Raw genomic sequence first — 15,267 nt, 5'->3', positions numbered from 1 at the left:
CGACGCGTTGCAGTTGGTGGAGCCCGAAGGCCCTGCATTCGGAAGCGCCCGTTACCGCCGGGCCGTCGTGTTTCGGCCGAAGGCCGCGTGATATTCCTGCAATGTCTTCACGTCCCAATCGCCCTGCTGGAGCGTCGCCACCGCCTGGGCCATGGCCTTGGCGCCGGCGATGGTGGTGGCGTACGGGATGTTGTAAATGAGCGTGGTCCGCCGGATCTGATAAGCGTCCGAATAGGTCCGTCTTCCGAGGCTCGTATTGATCACCAGTTGAATGTCGTTGTTCTTGATGCGGTCCACCACGTGAGGGCGGCCTTCACTGAGTTTGAACACCTGTTCCGTTTCGATCCCCTGATCGTGGAGGAACCTTCGGGTTCCGGCGGTCGCCATGAGCCGAAATCCCAAGTCCCGGAATTGTCGGGCCACCGGAACCACGGCCGGCTTGTCCCGGTCATGCACGCTGATGAAAACCGCGCCGCCGAGGGGAAGGTCGAAACCGGCCGCCGATTGAGCCTTGGCATAGGCGATCCCGAAGTCTTCTCCGATCCCCATGACTTCGCCCGTGGATTTCATTTCCGGCCCCAGAAGGATATCCACGTTGGGAAAGCGCGAAAAAGGGAAAACAGCTTCCTTCACCGAGACGTGCCGCGGTTCCACTTCGCTCGCGAACCCGAGGTCCTGCAGCGTGTGCCCCAACATAACCTTGGTGGCCAGTTTCGCCAAGGGGACGCCGATGGCCTTGCTCACAAAGGGCACCGTCCGGGACGCGCGGGGATTTACCTCCAGGATGTAGACATCGCCATTTTGAATGGCGAACTGCACGTTCATGAGCCCGATCACGTTCAGTTCCCGAGCCAGGAGCCGGGTCTGGCGCTTGATCTCTTCCTGTAGTTCCTTCTTCACACTGTAGGGCGGCAGCACGCACGCGCTGTCTCCCGAATGAATGCCGGCCGCCTCGATGTGCTCCATGATCCCGCCGATGACCGTGAGGTTCCCGTCGCTCACGGCGTCCACGTCCAGTTCGACGGCGTCTTCCAGAAAATCGTCGATGAGGATGGGGTGGCCCGGCGAAACGTCCACGGCGGTCTTCATGAATTCCCGCAGGCTCGTCTCGTCGTAGACGATTTCCATGGCCCTGCCGCCCAGCACGTAGGAAGGCCGAACCACTACCGGGTACCCGATGATGCGGGCCGCTTCCAGGGCTTCGTCCACGGTGAAGGCGATGGCGTTTTGCGGCTGCCTCAATCCCAGCCGCTGGACCAGCTGCTGAAAGCGCTTGCGGTCTTCCGCGAGATCGATGGCGTCCGGCGAGGTTCCAAGAATGCGGGCTCCGACCTTTTCCAGCGGAACGGCCAGGTTGAGCGGGGTCTGGCCCCCGAACTGGACGATGAGCCCCTTCGGCTGTTCCGAGTTCAGGATGTGCAAAACGTCTTCACGGGTGAGGGGTTCGAAGTAGAGCTTGTCCGACGTGTCGTAGTCGGTGGATACGGTTTCCGGGTTGGAATTGACCATGACGGATTCCATGCCCAGTTCCCGCAGCGCGAATGAGGCATGGACGCAACAGTAGTCGAATTCGATCCCCTGGCCGATGCGGTTGGGGCCGCCCCCCAAAATGACCACCTTGGCACGGTCCGTGGGCCGGGCTTCGTCTTCTTCTTCGTAAGTGGAATAAAAATACGGGGTGTACGCTTCGAACTCGGCCGCGCATGTGTCCACCAGCTTGTAGACAGGCCGAATTCCCGAAGCCAGCCGCTTGCGCCGCACAGCCTCTTCGTCGCATCCCGTGAGTTCCCCCAGCCGGATGTCGGAAAACCCCCAACTCTTGGCCAACCGCAACCGGTCCGGGTCGTCCAGGAACTCAGGGTCTCTGCGGACGGCTTCTTCCAGCCGCACGATTTCTTCCATATGGTGCAGAAACCACGGGTCAATCCAGGTGAGCCTGTGAATCTCTTCGACGGAAACACCGAGCTTCATGGCTTCGGCGATTTGGAAAAGGCGCCTGGAATTGGGCTTTCGAAGGCGTTGCTTCAATTCTTCCAGCCGTTCGGGCGGAACCACCGGATCCGGGTCCGTAAAGCCGTACCGGCCGATCTCAAGCGATCGGACGGCCTTAAGGAGTGATTCCTTGAAGGTCCGCCCGATGGCCATGGTTTCACCCACCGACTTCATGGACGTGGTCAGCAGGTCCTCCGTGTTGGGAAACTTTTCGAAGGTGAACCGCGGGATCTTCACCACCACGTAATCGATGGTGGGTTCGAACGACGCCCGCGTTTCCCGCGTGATATCGTTGGCGATTTCATCAAGTGAAAACCCTACGGCCAGCTTGGCGGCGATCTTGGCGATGGGAAAGCCGGTGGCCTTGGAAGCCAGCGCCGAAGACCGCGAAACCCGCGGGTTCATTTCGATCACCACCATTTCGCCGTTTGCCGGGTTGACGGCGAACTGCACGTTGGAGCCGCCCGTTTCCACCCCGATTTCCCTCAGAATGGCGATGGCCGCATCCCGCATCGCCTGGTATTCGCGGTCGGTCAGGGTCTGCGCCGGGGCCACCGTGATGGAATCCCCCGTGTGTACCCCCATGGGATCCATGTTCTCGATGGAACAGATGATCACCACGTTGTCCATGCAGTCGCGCATGACCTCCAGTTCGAATTCCTTCCAGCCGAGCACCGACTGCTCCAACATGATGGTGTGGATAAAGCTCGCGTCCAGCCCCGAACGGGCGAGCTCCAGGAGTTCCTCGCGGTTGTAGGCCACGCCGCCTCCTGTTCCGCCCAGCGTAAACGACGGTCGAACGATGATGGGAAATCCGATGGCTTCGGCGATGGCTTCCGCGTCCGCAAGGCTCTGGGCGATGCCGCTTTCCGGCACCCTGAGTCCGATCCGCTTCATAGCTTCACGGAACAGCTCCCGGTCTTCCGCCTTTTTGATCACGTCCACCTGGGCGCCGATCATCTGGACGCCGTAGCGGTCCAGGACGCCCGTTTCGGCCAGCCGGACCGCCGTGTTGAGGGCCGTCTGGCCGCCGAGGGTGGGCAGGAGCGCATCCGGGCGTTCCCGCCGAATGACCTTTTCCACCGCTTCCGGCGTGATGGGTTCCACGTAGGTCCGGTCGGCGATTTCCGGATCGGTCATGATGGTGGCGGGATTGCTGTTGACGAGGACGATGTCGTAGCCTTCCTCACGCAGCGCCTTGCACGCCTGGGTGCCCGAATAGTCGAATTCGCACGCCTGGCTGATGATGATGGGGCCTGAGCCGATGATGAGGATCTTTCGGATGTCTTGTCGTTTGGGCATTCAGGAGGCCTCAGCGATGTTTTTCCATCAATTGGACGAACCGTTCGAAGAGGTAGACGGCGTCATGGGGGCCCGGAGACGCCTCCGGATGGTACTGGACGCTGAAAGCGGGGATTTCCAGATGTTCCATACCTTCCAGCGTGTTGTCGTTCAGATTGATGTGGGTGAGGCGTACGGGCATGCCTTTCATGGATTCCAGGTCGACGCAGAACCCGTGGTTCTGGGACGTCACTTCGACGCGGCCGGTGGTGAGGTCCTTGACCGGCTGGTTGGCGCCCCGGTGGCCGAATTTCAGCTTGAAGGTCCGTCCTCCCAGGGCCAGGCCCATAAGTTGGTGGCCCAGGCAGATCCCGAAAACCGGTTTCGTTCCGAGAAGGTTACGCACCGTGTCGACGGCGTAGTGAACCGCCGCCGGATCCCCCGGCCCGTTGGAAAGGAAGACGCCGTCGGGGTCGGAGGCCAGGATCTGATCGGCCGGGGTCCAGGCGGGGTAGACCTTCACCTGGCAGCCGGACCGTTCCAGGTTCCTCAGGATGTTGTACTTGATGCCGCAATCGAGGGCCGCCACGCGAAGCCCGGGATGGCGGGGATTCCAGTCGGCGTCCGGCTGCGGTCCGTTTTCCCACCGGTACGGAGCCGGACAGGTCACGCGGCGTACCATGTCCACGCCGGAAAGTCCCGGAAACGCCTGCACCCGGTCCAAAAGCTCCTCGACGTTTGCCGTTTCGGTGGAAATGATCCCGCGCATGGCGCCCGCCAGTCGAAGGCGGCGGGTGAGGCGCCGGGTGTCGATCCCTTCGATCCCGATCTTCCCGCTTTCTTCCAGGAACCGGGCGAGGGTCTTGCGGCTCCTCCAGTTGCTGGCGAAATCCTGGTATTCCTTGATTACGAAGGCTTCGACCTGAATCCTTTCGGATTCCATGTCCTCGTCGTTCACGCCGTAGGTTCCCGCAAGCGGGTAGGTCATGGCCACGATCTGGCCCTTGTAGGACGGATCGGTGAGCACTTCCTGGTAGCCGGTCATGGCCGTGTTGAAGACCACTTCCCCCAGAGCTTCTCCATGCCCTGCGAAGGCGTGTCCTTTAAATACCGTACCGTCTTCCAGAACGAGCAGCGCCCGAGGGCGTTTCCATGGTTCGGTCATGAGGATTCCTTCCATCGATGGTCTGAAGGCGCGAGCCGCCGAAAAACCGGTCAATTGTAACGATAATCGGCTGGAGTGCAACCCCTTCGGCGAAACCGCCTTAAGGCCTCATCGGCGGTTCAGGAACCGTTCCAGCCGCTCCAGGTCTTCGGGGGTGTCGACGCCGTGCGTTTCCACCGGGGAAATGGCCACTCGGATCGGGTAGCCGTATTCCAGGGCACGGAGTTGCTCGAGCTTTTCCGTCCGCTCCAGGATCCCGGGAGGGAGCTGAGTGAATTGAAGAAGGAATCGTTTGCGGTAGGCGTAGAACCCCAGGTGCTTGAAGAATCGCGCGGGTCGGGGGTCCCCGTCCCGGCGATGCGGAATGGGCGATCGCGAAAAATAGAGCGCCCGGCCCGAGCGGTCCATGACGACCTTCACCGCGTTGGGGTTGAAAAAGTCCTGGTGTGCTTCCGATTCCACGGCGAGCGTAGCCATGGGAAAGGCCTCCGTTTCGGTGAGCGCCGTGACGAGGGCCCGGATCATGCTCGGTTCGACCAGCGGTTCGTCGCCCTGAATGTTCACCACCAGGTCGTCGTCTTGGAAGCCGGCCCTCTGAGCGGCTTCCGCCAGCCGATCGGTTCCGCTCGCGTGGTCGCTGCGGGTGAGTATCGCCCGGCCACCGAAGGACCGAACGCACCCGGCGATCCGCTCGTCGTCCGTCGCGACCAGGACATCGTCCAGTTCCGGGGTTTCGCGGGTTCTTTCCACCACCCACTGGATCATCGGTTTTCCCGCAAGGGATGCGAGTGGTTTGCCGGGAAACCGCGTGGAATCGTAGCGGGCGGGGATGACGGCGTAGATCTTCATGGAGGGCCGCTCCGTGGCATGCAACATTTGCATTGAGTCTCGGAAAAACTCTGTTATGTTCAGCGGCACCGCTGCGCGGGCGGCCATCGCATCGTATGGTTCCGACGCTTCCGGTTCCGCGTGCGCCGTGCCGGCACACCATAAGAGGCGCTTTGAAAAGAAGCAAGGTATCTTCTCAATAATGGGGGTGACTGGTTTTTTTGCAGCAAGGTAATGGATTGGTAGCGTTCTAAAGGGGGAGAGCTTAAGCAAAAAGGTTAACGAAGGTCAAAAAACTCCCCTCTCCCCCTCCCCTTAATCCCCTCCCACAAGGGGAGGGGAAATAGAATTTTCCACTCGTTCCCAAGCTCCGGCTTGGAAACGGCATCATGGGAATCGAAGCTGGAGCTTCTGCACAGTTGTGTTCCCAAGCTGGAGCTTGGGAACAAGGTGGATGCTGGAGCTTGGGAACATGGTGGAAAGAAGCAAGCTTTCACTGGAGACGGAATGTGACGAAGGGATCTGACTGGTTGCTGGTCCGGATTCCGTGCGAACCGGAAGTGGTCGAATTTCTGGCTTACGAAATCGCTGAAAGCCTGGGTATCGGCGTGGAGACGGAGGATACCGAAGTCCGGTTCTACGTGCGTCGCAAAGACGCCGAACCGCTGGATCCCGAGATCGAAGGCCGGCTGGGGAGCATCCTGGAAGAAGTGCGTCTCTTCCTGGGATCCCGGACCCCGAAGGGCTATCACGTTTCGGCCTTTTCCGGTTCCGATTGGGCGGGGGAATGGAAGCGACATTTCAAGCCCTTGAGGGTCGGCCGCCGACTCGTGATCGCCCCCACCTGGGAACAGGTGGCGGCGCAGCCCCAGGATCTGGTGATTCGGATCGACCCGGGCCAAGCCTTCGGAACGGGCCACCACGAAACCACGCGGCTCTGCCTCCGGTGGCTGGAAGAACAGGCCGTTTCCAAGGAAGGGCTCCACGGCGGGTCACTTTTCGACGTGGGAACCGGCACGGGCATCCTCGCTTTCGCTGGAGCCCTTCTTGGATTTGGGCGCGTGCTCGGCATCGACCCCGACCCGCAAGCCGTGGAATCGGCGCTCGCAAACCGGCGTGAAAATCCGGCTTGCGCCGGTGTAGAACTGCGCTGTGGGACGGTGGCCGACGTGAAGGAACGATTCGACGTGGTGGTGGCCAACATCCAGGCGAACCTGCTTGCGGCCATGGCCGAAGATCTGGCGGAGCGGGTCGCGTCCCCGGGGCGGCTGGCGTTGAGCGGGATCCTCCTGGAACAGGCGGACGCGGTCCGGTCGGCCTACCAACGGCAGGGTTTGGATTTCCTCGAAGATGAGAGGGACGGGGAATGGTGCCTGTTGGCTTTCAAACGGGAATGAGGGGAAGCATCGCATGAGCAGTCACGGCAATGGCGCGGCATGGATCACCGTGAACACATCCGGGCGACTGTCGGTCCCGCCCGAACCCAGGATCGGCTTCATCGAAGGCGACGGAACCGGGCCCGACATCTGGCGGGCCACGCGGATCGTTCTGGAAGGAGCCGTTGAGAAAGCCTATGGAACGGACCGAAAGATCCACTGGCAAGAACTGCTTGCGGGGGAAAAGGCCCTCAAGGAAACGGGCGAATGGCTTCCCGAGGAGACCCTGCGCGGGATCGAGCGGTGCGTGGTGGCCATCAAAGGGCCGCTCACCACGCCCGTCGGTGGAGGCATCCGGAGCCTCAACGTGACGCTCCGCCAGGTGCTCGATCTCTACGCCTGTGTGCGGCCGGTCCGCTACTACGCGGGGATGCCTTCTCCCATGAAGCATCCCGAGCGGGTGAACATGGTGGTCTTTCGGGAAAACACCGAAGACGTCTACGCGGGGATCGAATGGCCGGCCGGTTCAGACGAGGCGATCCGGATCGCCCGATTTCTCAAGGAAAGCTTCGGAGTGGATCTTCCGGAAGAAAGCGCGGTGGGGATCAAGCCCATGAGCCGCCTGCGCACGGAACGGCTGGTCCGCCGGGCCGTCCGGTACGCCCTGGACCGGGGTCTTCCTTCGGTCACTCTGGTTCACAAGGGAAACATCATGAAGTTCACCGAAGGCGCCTTCCGCGAATGGGGCTACGCGCTGGCTTCCCGGGAATTTGCGGACCGCACGGTTTCCGAATCGGAGGTCTACGAAACGCACGGCGGAAAACCGCCCGCCGGGCGTATCGTCGTCAAGGATCGGATCGCGGACGCCATGTTCCAGCAGGCGCTCCTTCGTCCCGAAGAGTATCACGTGCTCGCGACACCGAACCTCAACGGCGACTACCTTTCGGACGCCCTAGCCGCCCAGGTGGGTGGGCTGGGAATGGCCCCCGGCGCCAACATCGGTGACCGGTGCGCCCTTTTCGAAGCCACCCACGGAACCGCCCCCAAGTACGCCGGCCTGGACAAGGTCAACCCGGGTTCGCTCATCCTTTCCGGCGTGATGCTGCTCCAACATATCGGGTGGAACGAGGCGGCCGACTGTGTGGAGCGAGCCCTGCAACGCACCGTTAGCGACAAGGTGGTGACCTACGACCTGGCGCGCCAGATGGAAGGGGCGCGCGAGGTGAAGTGTTCGGAATTCGCCCATGCCGTGGTGGAGCGGATGGACTGAAAGAGGTGCGGCGGGACGCTCGAGCCGGCGGCGGATGCTGAAGGAAGTCGCCGCCGGAATCGGCGACCTTTTGTTTCCCAGCCAATGCGTCGGCTGCGGAGACATGGGGCGGATCCGCCCGGGCGCCTTCTGGTGCGGCCCGTGCTGGGACGAACTCCCCTGGATCCAACCTCCGTGGTGCCCCATCTGCGGGGTCCCTTACCTTTCGGCGCCGAAAGATCGGGAAGACGCCTGGTGCGGGGACTGCATCGGAGGAAATCATGTTTTCGACGCCGCCCGGTCGGCGGTCTTCTACGAAGGTAAAGTCCGGCAAGGCATCCTGCAGCTCAAATTCGGCGGGAAGCTGTCCTGGGTTCCCGCCCTTTCGGAACTCCTGTTCGAGGCCATCGCGCGGGATCCGTGGAACGACCGGGTGGACCTCGTCATCGCGGTGCCGCTTCACCGGCGGCGCCTGCGTCACCGCGGGTTCAACCAGTCGAGCCTCCTCGCTCGGGCTCTCGCCAGGCGCTTACCCAAACCCTGCCGCCTCGACGCCCTCGAAAGAAACCGCTGGACCGAACCCCAAACCCGACTCCAACGGGCCGATCGACTGGAAAACGTGAAGGGTGCCTTCACCGTGAAGCATCCCGGAGAGGTCGAAGGGCGAACGGTCCTTTTGGTGGACGATGTCTTCACCACGGGAACGACCCTGAACGAATGTGCCCGCACCTTGAAAAAGGCCGGGGCCTCGGCGGTGATCGCCCTCACGGTGGCCCGATCCATCCCGAAACATAGATTTCACAAGAAATCGGCTTCCTCCGTCTATCCGGAAGGGTCGGTGTGTGCGGAATGAAGTGGAAGGCGAGCCGCCCGGGCGAGGATGCCGGTCGCTTCGAGCCACTTCAGGCTTGGGGCCGCGAGGAACGGGCCGTTCAGCAGGTCCGGTTTGTTGTATGTGAGCGGGTTTCCGTGGAAATCGACCACCACGCCGCCCGCCGCCGTAACCAGGGCTTGACCGGCCGCCGTGTCCCATTCGCAGGTCGGGCCCGTGCGCGGATAGAAATCGGCTTCTCCCGCGGCCAGAGCGATGAACTTGAGGGCGCTTCCCTTGCTCACCACCCGGTGGCCGGGAAGCGTTTCCAGCAATCGCTCGAGATCGGGCGATGCGTGGGAACGACTCCGGACCACGCGCACTCCTTCCGCGGGCGGATCCTTGGCGATCGCCAGGGGGCGGAAGCCATCGGGGCCTCTGATCTCACCGCCTCGGCGCACGTCCCCTACGGCGAAGAGATCCGCGACGGGCACGTGGATGATTCCCAGAATCGGCAGGCGGCCTTCGACAAGAGCCACGTTGATCGTGAATTCGCCGTTTCGTTTGATGAATTCCTTGGTGCCGTCCAGCGGGTCCACGAGCCAGAAGCGTTCCCAGTGCCTTCGGTGCGCATAGGCTACGTGTTTTCCTTCTTCGGACAGGACGGGGATGCCGGGAGTCAGCGCTTTGAGTCCGTCGGCCAGGATCCGGTGGGACCGGGTGTCGGCGACCGTGAGCGGCGATCGGTCTTCCTTGTGTTCCACGTCGAAGGTCCCGCGGTAGACTTCCAAAATGGCATCAGCCGCTCTTCGCACCAGCGCTTCCAGCGCTTCCAGATCCACAAGCCCGCTCATTTGAAGGCGCCTCTTTTCTTTTCAGGTTGCATGGCCTAGGGCCGTGTGATAGAGAAACTCGGTTAACAACCAGATCGCACACCCCGCGTGATCCTTTGGTGCCCGGTGAACGGCGATCCCGGGTCTTCGGGGTGGAGGATTCAACCAGAAGGAGGACGGTATGGCAGTCATCACCATGAAGCAGCTGTTGGAAGCCGGGGTTCATTTCGGCCACCAGACCCGCCGGTGGAACCCCAAAATGAAACCGTACATTTTCGGAGCCCGCAACGGGATCTATATCATCGATCTTCAGCGGACCGTCAAACTTTTCCGCACCGCCTATCAGTTCGTGGTGGACGCGACGGCCGCTGGAGAGTCCGTGCTGTTTGTGGGCACCAAGCGGCAGGCTCAGGACACCATCGCCCAGGAAGCCGAGCGCTGCGGCATGTACTACGTGAACCATCGCTGGCTGGGCGGTATGCTCACCAACTTCAAGACCATCAAGCTGCGCATCGACCGCCTGAAGGAACTGGACGCCATGTTTGAAGACGGCAGCGTCAACCGGTTCACCAAGAAGGAAGCCCTGGGACTGCAGCGCGAGCGGGAGAAGCTGGAACGGAACCTGGGCGGCATCAAGCACATGACGCGGCCTCCCGGGGTGGTGTACGTGGTGGACACGCAGAGGGAAAAGATCGCCGTCGCGGAGGCTAATCGGCTCGGCATCCCGGTGGTCGCCGTGGTGGATACCAACTGCGACCCGGATCTCATCGACTATCCCATCCCCGGAAACGACGACGCCATTCGTTCCATCAAGCTGGTGACTTCGAAGATCGCGGACGCCTGCATCGAGGGCCGCCAGCGGTACGAAGAAGAGCGGCAGGCGGTTCACGACAAGGAAGCGGAGGCGATGGAGGAGGTGCCGGCGGGGCAGCTCCTGCGAGAAGAAGAGGGCGGCCCGGAGGTGGAAATCGTCAATCCGGTGAGCGGGGACAGAGAGGCTGAAGCCTAGGAGCCTGTCCGGGAATAGGTTTCAGGGCCCTCGCCGCGATGAATCAACTGTTGGAAGGAGGAGTTCTTTGGAAATCACGGCAGCCATGGTACGCGATTTGAGGGAGAAGACGAACGCCGGCATGATGGACTGCAAGAAAGCGTTGCAGGAAACGAACGGCGACATGGAAAAAGCGGTGGATCTTTTGCGCAAGAAAGGGCTGGCCACGGCTATGAAGCGGGCCGGGAAAGCCGCCGGCGAAGGCCTGATCCACGCTTACATCCACGCGGGCGGCCGGATCGGCGTGCTCGTTGAAGTGAACTGCGAAACCGACTTTGCGGCTCGAAGCGAGGCCTTTCAGGAGTTCGTAAAAGACGTGGCCATGCAGATTGCGGCCACCAGCCCTCTGGGGATTGAACGGGAAGACGTCCCGCAGGAGATCGTCGAGAGGGAACGGGCGATTTACGTGGAGCAGGCGAGGGAGTCCGGAAAGCCGGAAAACATTATCGAGAAGATGGTGGAAGGCCGGCTGCGGAAGTTCTATGAAGAAAACGTGTTGCTGGAGCAATCCTTCGTCAAGGATCCGGACAAGACCATCCAGGATTACCTGAACGAACTCGTCGCCAAGACCGGCGAACGTGTGGTCATTCGCCGATTCACCCGCTACGCGCTGGGCGCCGAGTGATGACCGGCGGACGCACGCCCCGATACCGGCGGATCCTGCTGAAACTGAGCGGGGAAGCGCTCATGGGCGACAGCGCCTACGGCATCGAACCGCGGGTCATCGACCGGATTGCGGAAGAGATCGCGGAAGTGCACCGGATGGGGGTGGAAACGGCGGTGGTCATCGGGGGTGGAAACATCTTCCGCGGGGTTTCCGCCGCATCGCGGGGCATGGACCGGGCCACGGCCGACACCATGGGGATGCTGGCCACGGTCATGAACGCCTTGGCGCTGCAGCAAGCCCTCGAAAAGCACGGCGCGGTCACCCGTGTGCAGTCGGCCATCGACATGAAGGAAGTGGCCGAACCCTACATCCGGCGGCGCGCCATCCGGCACCTGGAAAAGGGGCGGATCGTCATTTTCGCTGCCGGGACAGGCCTTCCCTTTTTCACGACGGACACGGCGGCGGCGCTTCGAGCCGCGGAAATCGGGGCGGAAGTCATCATGAAGGCCACCAAGGTGGACGGTGTTTATGATTCGGACCCTCGAACGGACCCCAACGCGGTGAGATACGACCGCGTGGGTTACGATGAAGTTCTTGCGAAACACCTCAAGGTCATGGACGCCACGGCGATTTCGATGGCTCGGGAACACAATATGTCCATCGTGGTTTTCAGCCTGCAGGAACGGGGAAACATCCTAAAGGCGATTTTCGGCGAGACCGTGGGCACGGTGGTGGAAGGGAGCGGCCATGCTGAATGACGTGTACGAGGATTGCAAGGACCGGATGAACAAGGTGATCGCCAACCTTGAGAAAGACTTCAAGCGGCTGCGGACGGGCCGGGCTTCGGTTTCCCTGTTGGAGGGCATTCGGGTGGACTATTACGGGGCGTCCACCCCGCTGAATCAGCTGGCTACGCTGTCGGTTCCGGAACCGCGCCTGATCCTGATCCAGCCTTGGGACCAGTCGGCCATCGGTGAAGTGGAAAAGGCGATCCTCAAGTCGGAACTGGGGCTCACGCCCATGAACGACGGCAAGATAATCCGGATCAACATCCCGCCGCTCACCGAGGAAAGGCGGCGCGACCTGGTGAAGCTGGTCAAGAAGATGGCCGAGGAAGCCAAGGTGGCGGTTCGAAACGTACGCCGCGACGCCAACGAAATGATCAAGGACCTCAAAAAGGAAAAAGAGATTTCCGAAGACGACGCCTTCAAGGCCCAGGAAGAAGTCCAGAAGATCACCGACGACTTCATCAAGAAGGTGGACGAATTGAGCGCCGCCAAGGAGAAGGAAATCCTGGAAGTCTGAGGGCCCCCTGAATGCACCGCCTCGACCCGCAGAAGCTCCCCCGCCATGTGGCCGTCATCATGGATGGAAACGGCCGATGGGCTCAGAAACGACTCCTGAACCGAGTCGCCGGCCACGAGGCGGGAGCGGAGTCGGTGCGGGCGGTGGTGCGCTCGTGCCGCGAAATCGGCATCCCCTACCTCACCCTCTACGCCTTTTCCAAGGAAAACTGGCAGCGCCCCCGGACGGAAGTGGAGGCGCTCTGGCGGCTGCTCAAGCGCTTCATCCGTTCGGAACTTCCCGAACTGATGGAAAGGGAAATCCGGGTGTGCCATCTGGGCGATGCCGAAGGCATCCCGGAAGATGTGCTGAGGGAAGTTCAGAACGCGGTGGCGCAAACCGCATCGTTTCGAGCGCTCACGGTGAACCTGGCCCTCAACTACGGCGGCCGCCACGAAATCGTCAGGGCCGCCCGGCTGCTGATGGAAGCCGTTCACCATGGAACCCGGCGCCCTGAAGACCTGACGCCGGAACTTTTCGCGACCTATCTCTTCACGGCCGACATCCCGGACCCGGACCTCCTCATCCGAACCAGCGGCGAATGCCGCATCAGCAATTTCCTGCTCTGGCAGTTGGCTTACACGGAACTGTACATCACCGAGACACTCTGGCCCGATTTCCGGGAGGAGCAGTTCATCGAGGCCGTCCGCGAATACCAGAGACGGGAACGGCGATTCGGGAAAACCGGGGAGCAGATCCGCTGTGAACCATGAAAGGACGGCATGATGGATTCAGGAAGGTTTAGTTCGCACGCGCTGCGCTGGGTGACCGGGCTCGCCCTCGCCGTGCCGCTTCTCGCGGTGCTGGTTTTCGGGCCTCTGTGGACTTGGTCGGTCCTGGTGCCGGTGATCGCCGCTTGGGGCCTTTGGGAATACCGGGCCCTGGTGATGCCGGAAGGCCTGCCGCGGGATTGGCAGGCTTTTTTCTTTCTGGGGGCTCCGCTTCTGCCCGCCGGAGCCTTTTTCATGGGGGCGGCGGGCCTTCACGGCGCCCTGGCGCTCGCCGTCTTTTCGACCTTTCTTTGGCTGCTCTTTCGGCCGCCGCTGACCGCCGCCGATCTGGTGAAGGCGGCTCTGTGCGTCTTCGGCTGGCTTTACGTGCCCTATGGCCTCTCTTTTGTTATTCTTCTGAGCCGGGTCGATAACCCGAGGGCATGGGTGTTGTTTGTGCTGGCGGTCGTGGTGGCGGGGGACGTGGGAGCCTACTATTGCGGCCGGCGTTTCGGGAAACGGCCTCTCTACGCGGCCGTGAGTCCCAAAAAGACGGTGGAAGGCTCGGCGGGAGGGCTGGCGGCGAGCGTCGCCGCGGGAACCCTGTTCGGGCTGATCTTTACCGACACCGCGGTTCTTCCGCTGGTCGTTCTTTCGTTCGCCTTGGAGGCGGTGGGTCAGTTGGGGGACCTGGTGGAATCGATGATCAAGCGAATGGCCGGTGTAAAGGATTCCGGGACGTTGCTTCCAGGCCACGGCGGAATCCTGGACCGGCTCGACAGCCTGCTTTTCGCCTTTCCCCTGGCCTGGGTGTTCCTGGAAGCGTTATGAACCGGACGGTGACGAAACTTTCCGTACTCGGAAGCACCGGAAGTATCGGCCGAAATACGCTGGAAGTGGTGCGCCAGTTTCCGGAACGCTTCCAGGTGGTGGGGCTTGCTGCGGGATGCAATGTGGATCTTCTGAAGGAGCAGATCGACCGGTTCCGCCCCGCTGTGGCTGCGGTCCGGGACGAGGCGGCGGCCGACATGCTGGCGAGGTTCTTCGGCGGGAGCAACTACCGGCCGGAGATCGTCTGGGGTTCCGAGGGGTACCGGCAGGTGGCGGCTCTGGATGCGGCGGACACCGTCGTATCGGCCATCGTCGGAGCGGCCGGTCTCGAACCGACTCTGGCCGCCGTGGAAGCGGGAAAACGGCTGGCATTGGCCAACAAGGAAGCGCTGGTCGCGGCCGGGAGGCTGGTCACTGAGCGGGCGAAGGCGCGGGGAGTTGACATTATCCCCGTGGACAGTGAGCACAGCGCCATCTTCCAGTCGCTCCAGGGAAATCCGAGAAACGCGCTCAAGCGGATTCTCCTCACGGCGTCCGGCGGGCCGTTTCTTCGGGCGACACCCGAAGAGCTGGCCCGGGTGACTCCCGAAGCCGCCTTGAAGCACCCCAACTGGTCCATGGGCCGGAAAATCACCGTCGATTCGGCTTCCCTCATGAACAAGGGCCTGGAAGTCATCGAAGCCTGCTGGCTGTTCGACGTGTCTCCGGACCGGATCGCGGTTCACGTCCACCCCGAGAGCATCGTGCATTCCATGGTGGAATATGTGGACGGGAGCGTGATTGCGCAGCTGGGCGTCCCCGATATGAAGATCCCCATCGCCTATGCGCTGACGTGGCCGGACCGGCTGCCCGTGGAAGCGCCGGTGCTCGATCTCTTCGAACTGCGCCGGTTGACCTTTTTCCCGCCGGACATGGAAAGGTTTCCGTGTCTTCGCCTGGCCTACGAAGCCTGCCGCGAAGGCGGAACGGCTCCCGCGGTCCTCAACGCGGCCGACGAAGTGGCGGTCCACGCCTTCCTGGAGCACCGGTTGGCCTTCATGGACATTCCGCGGCTGATCGAGTCTCTGCTGGATCGCCACCAGGGGGGAGCGGCGACCACACTGGAGGCGGTGCTGGATGCGGACCGATGGGCGCGGGAGGAGGCGTTGAAGCTTGCGGCCGCCTGGTGTAGATAAGTTTCAAGGCTGAAAAG

General features: G+C 62.1%; 14 protein-coding genes. 10 read left to right on the top strand and 4 right to left on the bottom strand.

Going from position 1 to position 15,267, the window contains the following annotated elements:
• Positions 1 to 51: 51 nt before the first annotated feature.
• From carB to kdsB, 3 genes are all read right to left on the bottom strand, one after another.
• Positions 52 to 3,294 (bottom strand): carbamoyl-phosphate synthase large subunit, encoded by a 3,243-nt coding sequence (gene carB, locus FDQ92_RS04095; protein WP_137423400.1) that lies wholly within the window; start codon positions 3,292 to 3,294, stop codon positions 52 to 54.
• Positions 3,295 to 3,304: 10 nt separating this feature from the next.
• On the bottom strand, positions 3,305 to 4,438 hold the full coding sequence (gene carA / locus FDQ92_RS04090; protein WP_137423399.1) for a glutamine-hydrolyzing carbamoyl-phosphate synthase small subunit: 1,134 nt from the start codon (positions 4,436 to 4,438) through the stop codon (positions 3,305 to 3,307).
• Between the two features lie 108 nt (positions 4,439 to 4,546).
• A complete protein-coding gene (gene kdsB, locus FDQ92_RS04085; protein WP_137423398.1) occupies positions 4,547 to 5,287 on the bottom strand; it encodes a 3-deoxy-manno-octulosonate cytidylyltransferase in 741 nt (246 codons plus the stop codon).
• A 488-nt stretch (positions 5,288 to 5,775) separates the two neighbouring features.
• On the opposite strand from kdsB, the gene prmA reads away from it, so the two are divergent.
• Genes prmA through FDQ92_RS04070 form a run of 3 tightly spaced genes read left to right on the top strand, consistent with a single transcriptional unit; the run spans position 5,776 to position 8,744 of the window.
• Positions 5,776 to 6,663: a 50S ribosomal protein L11 methyltransferase gene (prmA, locus tag FDQ92_RS04080; RefSeq protein WP_170180176.1), complete on the top strand. Its 888-nt coding sequence runs from the start codon at positions 5,776 to 5,778 to the stop codon at positions 6,661 to 6,663.
• Between the two features lie 13 nt (positions 6,664 to 6,676).
• Positions 6,677 to 7,912, top strand: a complete 1,236-nt coding sequence (gene icd / locus FDQ92_RS04075; protein WP_137423396.1) for an isocitrate dehydrogenase (NADP(+)) — start codon at positions 6,677 to 6,679, stop codon at positions 7,910 to 7,912.
• A complete protein-coding gene (locus FDQ92_RS04070; protein WP_137423395.1) occupies positions 7,887 to 8,744 on the top strand; it encodes a ComF family protein in 858 nt (285 codons plus the stop codon). The genes icd and FDQ92_RS04070 overlap by 26 nt, the downstream gene beginning before the upstream one ends.
• Here the strand turns inward: FDQ92_RS04070 and cysQ are convergent.
• Entirely contained in the window at positions 8,714 to 9,556 is an 843-nt protein-coding gene (cysQ, locus tag FDQ92_RS04065) for a 3'(2'),5'-bisphosphate nucleotidase CysQ (RefSeq protein ID WP_137423394.1), read from the bottom strand. The two genes, FDQ92_RS04070 and cysQ, sit on opposite strands and share 31 nt — an antisense overlap.
• A 160-nt stretch (positions 9,557 to 9,716) precedes the next feature.
• Between cysQ and rpsB the strand changes: the two genes are divergently transcribed.
• From rpsB to FDQ92_RS04030, 7 genes are all read left to right on the top strand, one after another.
• On the top strand, positions 9,717 to 10,544 hold the full coding sequence (gene rpsB / locus FDQ92_RS04060) for a 30S ribosomal protein S2 (RefSeq protein ID WP_137423393.1): 828 nt from the start codon (positions 9,717 to 9,719) through the stop codon (positions 10,542 to 10,544).
• A 67-nt stretch (positions 10,545 to 10,611) separates the two neighbouring features.
• Positions 10,612 to 11,208, top strand: a complete 597-nt coding sequence (tsf, locus tag FDQ92_RS04055) for a translation elongation factor Ts (RefSeq protein ID WP_246041826.1) — start codon at positions 10,612 to 10,614, stop codon at positions 11,206 to 11,208.
• The gene (gene pyrH / locus FDQ92_RS04050) at positions 11,208 to 11,948 is read left to right on the top strand and encodes a UMP kinase (protein ID WP_137423392.1); all 741 of its coding nucleotides are present in this window, start codon (positions 11,208 to 11,210) and stop codon (positions 11,946 to 11,948) included. Before tsf ends, pyrH begins: the two co-directional genes overlap by 1 nt.
• Positions 11,938 to 12,495, top strand: a complete 558-nt coding sequence (gene frr, locus FDQ92_RS04045) for a ribosome recycling factor (RefSeq protein WP_137423391.1) — start codon at positions 11,938 to 11,940, stop codon at positions 12,493 to 12,495. The genes pyrH and frr overlap by 11 nt, the downstream gene beginning before the upstream one ends.
• Positions 12,496 to 12,506: 11 nt before the next feature.
• A complete protein-coding gene (locus tag FDQ92_RS04040; protein WP_137423390.1) occupies positions 12,507 to 13,247 on the top strand; it encodes an undecaprenyl pyrophosphate synthase in 741 nt (246 codons plus the stop codon).
• 9 nt (positions 13,248 to 13,256) lie between these two features.
• Positions 13,257 to 14,075, top strand: a complete 819-nt coding sequence (locus tag FDQ92_RS04035) for a phosphatidate cytidylyltransferase (RefSeq protein ID WP_137423389.1) — start codon at positions 13,257 to 13,259, stop codon at positions 14,073 to 14,075.
• Positions 14,072 to 15,250: a 1-deoxy-D-xylulose-5-phosphate reductoisomerase gene (locus FDQ92_RS04030; protein ID WP_211341364.1), complete on the top strand. Its 1,179-nt coding sequence runs from the start codon at positions 14,072 to 14,074 to the stop codon at positions 15,248 to 15,250. The genes FDQ92_RS04035 and FDQ92_RS04030 overlap by 4 nt, the downstream gene beginning before the upstream one ends.
• The last annotated feature ends 17 nt before the right edge of the window (positions 15,251 to 15,267 follow it).

The sequence above is a fragment of the Desulfoglaeba alkanexedens ALDC genome (genome assembly GCF_005377625.1).
In the GTDB taxonomy this organism is placed as follows: Bacteria; Desulfobacterota; Syntrophobacteria; order Syntrophobacterales; family DSM-9756; genus Desulfoglaeba; species Desulfoglaeba alkanexedens.
Note: the sequence above shows the minus strand (reverse complement) of the source record. Positions and strands in the feature narration are given on the sequence as shown.

Bases quoted from the DNA above. Each gene is read 5' to 3' on its own strand.
- FDQ92_RS04035 (WP_137423389.1), top strand. From the start codon at position 13,257: ATGATGGATTCAGGAAGGTTTAGTTCGCACGCGCTGCGCTGGGTGACC.
- FDQ92_RS04070 (WP_137423395.1), top strand. From the start codon at position 7,887: ATGCCGTGGTGGAGCGGATGGACTGAAAGAGGTGCGGCGGGACGCTCG.
- FDQ92_RS04030 (WP_211341364.1), top strand. From the start codon at position 14,072: ATGAACCGGACGGTGACGAAACTTTCCGTACTCGGAAGCACCGGAAGT.
- carA (WP_137423399.1), bottom strand. From the start codon at position 4,438: ATGACCGAACCATGGAAACGCCCTCGGGCGCTGCTCGTTCTGGAAGAC.
- pyrH (WP_137423392.1), top strand. From the start codon at position 11,208: ATGACCGGCGGACGCACGCCCCGATACCGGCGGATCCTGCTGAAACTG.
- kdsB (WP_137423398.1), bottom strand. From the start codon at position 5,287: ATGAAGATCTACGCCGTCATCCCCGCCCGCTACGATTCCACGCGGTTT.
- FDQ92_RS04040 (WP_137423390.1), top strand. From the start codon at position 12,507: ATGCACCGCCTCGACCCGCAGAAGCTCCCCCGCCATGTGGCCGTCATC.
- carB (WP_137423400.1), bottom strand. From the start codon at position 3,294: ATGCCCAAACGACAAGACATCCGAAAGATCCTCATCATCGGCTCAGGC.
- icd (WP_137423396.1), top strand. From the start codon at position 6,677: ATGAGCAGTCACGGCAATGGCGCGGCATGGATCACCGTGAACACATCC.
- cysQ (WP_137423394.1), bottom strand. From the start codon at position 9,556: ATGAGCGGGCTTGTGGATCTGGAAGCGCTGGAAGCGCTGGTGCGAAGA.
- rpsB (WP_137423393.1), top strand. From the start codon at position 9,717: ATGGCAGTCATCACCATGAAGCAGCTGTTGGAAGCCGGGGTTCATTTC.
- frr (WP_137423391.1), top strand. From the start codon at position 11,938: ATGCTGAATGACGTGTACGAGGATTGCAAGGACCGGATGAACAAGGTG.